Below are 4,718 nucleotides of genomic sequence, written 5' to 3' on the forward strand. Positions count from 1 at the left end.
ACGCTTCAGTTCCGCCGCTCAGCAATCTGCACAGCCGTCGCCCCCGACGCCGTCCTCACCTTCCGCAGGAACACCACCCGCTTAGTGTGTCACTCTAGGCAGTTGCGAAGCGCTCACCAGCACCGATACACGCAAAACCCGCGTCGATACCCCAGAGAGGTCCAAGTCAGGTACCACCGGGCAGCAAACGTGGCCTGTTAAAGCGTGGTCTCGACACTCGGACTACTCCATTGCAAACCTGCAGCGGGCGGCCGCAGGCTTGCATAGCGGCTAGAAGGACCAGCCTTGCGCCTTGACGAATCCGAAGAACTTCATGGTCGCTACCCCGTGTTCCAATGCAACATTGGGGATCTTCTGGTTCCGGTCCGGGGTATTGGGTCCCTTTAGGTTCTCCTCGGTAACCACCACCCGTTGCTCTTGAAGTCCATGGGCAATGACCCAGGGGTCGGCATCATTCTGTGTCCCGCTCACCCACTCGGGGTGGGCCTGAGTGATGGCGGCCACTGTCAACACCTCATCTTGATGCGTTGCGCATAGGAACCCGTGAAGATTCTTTGCCCAGGTGTGGAGGTCGTCGTCACCTCGCTCCAACTCGCGGAGGACTGCTTCGCAGATGCAGGCCTCTCCTTGGCTCACGAGGCCTTCGATTGAAGCCCATAGGGTCGGGAAGATGTCGCGGGGGTAGAGCCGCTCCATGTTAATGAGAATGTTTGAATCGAGGGTGTAGCTCACTGGTTACTCCCCTCAGTCCGGTAGTACTCCTCAAACATCTGTCTGACCATGGGAATGCGCGCGTTCAGGAGGTAACTGGCGTCCATCCAGTCAACTCGGGAGTCCTCCACGGCACGCGCTACGGTGCCGATATATGTGCTGCCAAGGTCTCGGTAACGCACGCGCCAGGGGGCAGGCCCGCCGGTCTTTGCCTTCTGGTCCGCTCGGCTCTTGGCCCAGACTGCGTCACTCTCCCGCCAGATGAATTCCAAATCGTCGTCGTCAATTACATTCAATGTCCGGAGGCGGATGCCGGCGGCCAGAAAGCTGACCTTGAAGTGCGCCGCTACCTTGGATGCTAGGTCGCTGGGCTCTCCATCCAAGGTCTGTACCAACGCCGTGACCTGCTTGTAGGGCATGAGGAAGTTCGCTGCGAACGCATTAGCGATGGCCTCTTCATTCACGTCCTCATCCAAATCGCACAGCCCGCTGGTTTTGTTGGCAAGGTGTGCCACCTCATGGAAGAGGGTGAACACCTTGCCGTTGTTGGAATCGGATCCGTTAAGGATGATAACGGGCAAGGAATCGTGCTGGATGGACAGGCCTCGGAATGTGCTGAGAGGCACCTTGGTCGTCTGGAACACTAGGTAGCCATGGTGCTCCAGCAGTCCTCGCCAAAAGTTCAGTACCTGGTTCTGGCCATTCTCGGGGGGGACAAACTCTTCGCGGAGACCGAGATGGGTACGGAGCTCGCTGGCACGCTTGCGGTACGTGTCCCAATTAATGGAACCCACTCGGGCTGTCTGCTCCGGCGCTCCCTGGAGGTCCAACACTGTGTCGCGGTGCTGCTCCGCGCGGCGCATTTCGCGCGCCAGAAGGGGTGGGAGGGGTTCCGCTCCACGCCCACGAAAGTCTGGGGTCTGTGGAACGTCCGTGGACGTTGGCGGAGGAGCGAAGAAGAAGGCCATTGTCCGGTCCAACTTCTTAGCAATCTTCTCTAGCTGCTTCAGGGTCGGCTGCTCGTCGCCAGACTCAAACGCAAGTGTCCGTTCGAGGGTCGTGCCAGCGGCGCTGGCCACGTCCTGGGCATCCAGGTGCATGACGGAGCGCGCCCAAGTCAGTGTGGCCCCGTTGATGGGTGCGCGTGCCATGGCGTTGCTCCTCCCTGAGTGACGGCCGGCGGCGGCAGGCCGGGTGCGAGTAACCTTGTCCCAATCATATGTTTAGGCACTGACCCTCCAGCGCTATCAGTCCGGCGCTCCCGTCGTATCAGCGCTAGCGTTGCTGATCGCTGTCGTTGCGGAGCCTGGGGGCGCTCCTGCGCCGGCGGTTCCGGCGATGCGGCGTGGGATCATGGACCCATGGCTACTGATGACGCCGAGCGCGCGCCGAAGGTCATCCGCTGTGAGCACTGGTCCGAAGACGCTGGTCGATACTTCGGCTGGCACCACCATGAGGGTCCCCACGCGTGCGACTGGCGGAACCACGACGGAGAGTGCCCGTACCAGGCGAGCGTTGGCGGCTCTTCGCGGTTGGTGGTGAAGGAGAGCGTCGCGTCGCTGGCGTAGAACGGCCCGTGGTCCTGCTGTGATGGGTGTTGTCAAGACATCCACACCTCAGAGGACCACGAGCCTGTGCACGAGAATACTGGTTCGCAGCGTGATGCTGCGAGCACGATCTTCAACTTGCCCGATTACCGCGTCACAGACGCGATCGACCTGCCCGACGGAGGCCGTCGAGTGGTGATCGAATCCATCGAGCCGCCGGGCTGTCCGTCCTGCGGGGTGCTCGCGACCAAGGTCCACTCCCGCCGGTCCCAGAAGGTGCGCGACGTCCCCGTGGCCGGGGCGGTGGAGGTGGTGTGGGCCAAGCGGCGCTGGTTCTGCCTCGAGCCGGCCTGCGCCCGGCGCACGTTCTGGGAAGCCACCGATCAGGTCCCTTACCGTGCGCGTTCGACGACCCGGCTGCGGGATCAGGTCGTCTCCGCGGTGCTCACCTCGGGCCGGGCTGCCTCCGAGGTCGCCCGGGCCCATGGCGTCTCGTGGTGGCTGGTCCAGTCCGCGCTGGCGGCGGCCGCAGTGGTCCTCCCCGCCGCCGAGGACGTGCGAGTGACGCGCCTGGGCATCGATGAGCACCGCTACCGGTCGGTGCGCTGGTTCCGCACCGATGAAGGTGCCTGGAGACGGTTCGAGCCATGGATGACGACCCTGGTCGACCTGACCACCGGACAGGTCCTCGGCGTCGTCGACGGCCGGGACTCCACCGCCGTCGGTGACTGGCTTGCCCAGCGCTCCGAGCTCTGGCGGGAGCGGATCGAGATCGTCGCGATCGATCCCTCGGCCGCGTTCCGCAAAGCACTGCGGACCTACCTGCCCCGCGCTGCGGTCTCGGTCGACAAGTTCCACCTCGTCAAGCTCGGGAACGACATGGTCGCCGCCGTGCGGCAACGCCTGGCCCGCACCCATCACGGTCGTCGCGGCCGCAAGGATGACCCGGCCTGGGCGCACCGGATGCTCCTGCTGCGCGGCGCTGACACCCTCACTCCACGGGCGTGGGAGCGGTTGGAGAGGGTGTTCCGCACCGATGACCCCACCGACGAGCTCTCCGCCGCCTGGGGCATCAAGGAGCAGCTCCGTCGCCTATTGGCGACCGACACCCTGGCTCAGGCCTGGGAGGAACGGATGCGGATGGGCTACTTCGTGCAGATCGCGAATATGCCCGAGGCGACCAAGCTCTACGACACCGTCGTGACCTGGTGGGACGCGATCGAGGTCCTCATCGTCACCGGCGCGACCACCGCTCGAGTCGAGGCCGCGAATACCGGCATCAAGAACATCAAACGCACTGGCCGTGGCTTCCGCAACGCCGAGAACTACCGGATGCGTATCCTGCTGACCAGCGCCGCGAGAACCGTAGCGTGAATACCCGCCACAGCAGGGTCATTCACCACGAACCGCGAAGAGCCGCGTTGGCGGTAGGGCGAACCTGTAGTTCCAGCTTGCAGAGCTGCGTAGGCGTGCGTGACGGTCAGCCTGTACAACAGCCTGCGCCAGCCAGTTCTCCATCGGCCCGCCAGTCACCTCGGGTGCTATCGTGGTCGGCAGCCGTCGATGGAGTGCCTGCGAGGCGGCGACACCCCTGAACCCCCAGGTCAGAGGCCTAGAAGCCCGCTCCCCGGCAGCCATGGGGCAGCCTTAGCGCCAAAGGTTCCGCAATCACCGGAATGCGGTGGAGTTTAGGTTCAATGTGTAGTCGGCACTGCACGGGAGCCAGTGCGCGCCATGGCGAGCATATGGCCTGGCCCGATGAATGACCACGCTTCGTAGTCAGGATCTTGCGCGACGCACACGGTGCAACCGGCCAATTCGAAGTGCAGCGAGTCGTCGTCGCCGATGACAAAGCCGGTGATGGGGCACCTGATTCCCGCGCGGAGCCGGTCGGGAATTGCGATATCGTGATCCGTAGCCTCGTCGAGGGTGTGGAGGACCGCGCCGTCGGCGCAGAACGTCAAGTCACTCTCGATGGTGAGGTTCCAGCCGTCCTCGGTCGCGAGGATAAAGCGGGGGAAGTCATACTCGACGCAGGAGACGACACCTCCTTCGAGGGTGAAGAGATTCGGTGACGCAGTCATGCTCGTCGACTCTCAGGAGGTTCTGTCAGCCTCTCGGTCCGTGGAGCCGCGCGTGTGGCGGATCTTTCGGTCTTGATCCGGTGGTGATCGAGTACCGCGCTCGTCATCGCGGCGATGCTGCCGAGGATGGTCGCTGCGACCATGAGCGGTCGCAGGTGCGTGCCGCTCTCCTCCAGGAACAGTCCCGTCAGGCCGAATCCCGCGACGAGGATGAGGAGGGCATGGAGGACGATGAGGATCGACAGTGTGCGCCCCCACGAGCGGAACCAGATGCCCGGTGCGCTGATGAGGATCCATAGCAGCCAGAAGAGAACGAACGGGCTCGTCGGAGACGACAGGAGCAGTGAGTCGGTCTCCTCGTGGCATCCGAGGGTGT

At 63.6% G+C, this 4,718-nt stretch carries 5 protein-coding genes; 1 reads left to right on the forward strand and 4 read right to left on the reverse strand.

The genetic code is table 11. The annotated features are described in order from the left end of the window. Window positions 1-270: 270 nt before the first annotated feature. Window positions 271-732, reverse strand: a complete 462-nt coding sequence (locus tag M4D54_RS13590) for a DUF4411 family protein (RefSeq protein ID WP_110919380.1) — start codon at window positions 730-732, stop codon at window positions 271-273. Continuing rightward, window positions 729-1,862: an XRE family transcriptional regulator gene (locus tag M4D54_RS13595; RefSeq protein ID WP_259892080.1), complete on the reverse strand. Its 1,134-nt coding sequence runs from the start codon at window positions 1,860-1,862 to the stop codon at window positions 729-731. Before M4D54_RS13595 ends, M4D54_RS13590 begins: the two co-directional genes overlap by 4 nt. 534 nt (window positions 1,863-2,396) lie before the next feature. Here M4D54_RS13595 and M4D54_RS13600 point away from each other — a divergent pair. Next, window positions 2,397-3,632: an ISL3 family transposase gene (locus M4D54_RS13600; protein ID WP_259892081.1), complete on the forward strand. Its 1,236-nt coding sequence runs from the start codon at window positions 2,397-2,399 to the stop codon at window positions 3,630-3,632. A gap of 320 nt (window positions 3,633-3,952) precedes the next feature. Here M4D54_RS13600 and M4D54_RS13605 read toward each other — a convergent pair whose 3' ends face one another. Together M4D54_RS13605 and M4D54_RS13610 are read right to left on the reverse strand one after the other, a co-directional pair. After that, on the reverse strand, window positions 3,953-4,342 hold the full coding sequence (locus tag M4D54_RS13605) for a DUF6188 family protein (RefSeq protein ID WP_259892082.1): 390 nt from the start codon (window positions 4,340-4,342) through the stop codon (window positions 3,953-3,955). Then, window positions 4,339-4,718 (reverse strand): hypothetical protein (locus tag M4D54_RS13610; RefSeq protein WP_259892085.1); only part of this gene is annotated, 380 nt, incomplete at its 5' end. The genes M4D54_RS13605 and M4D54_RS13610, both read right to left, overlap by 4 nt.

The organism is Brachybacterium sp. p3-SID1565 (assembly GCF_025143785.1).
Classification (GTDB): Bacteria; Actinomycetota; Actinomycetes; order Actinomycetales; family Dermabacteraceae; genus Brachybacterium; species Brachybacterium epidermidis.

Coding starts and splice junctions, on each gene's coding strand:
- M4D54_RS13595 (WP_259892080.1), bottom strand. CDS start 1,862: ATGGCACGCGCACCCATCAACGGGGCCACACTGACTTGGGCGCGCTCC.
- M4D54_RS13605 (WP_259892082.1), bottom strand. CDS start 4,342: ATGACTGCGTCACCGAATCTCTTCACCCTCGAAGGAGGTGTCGTCTCC.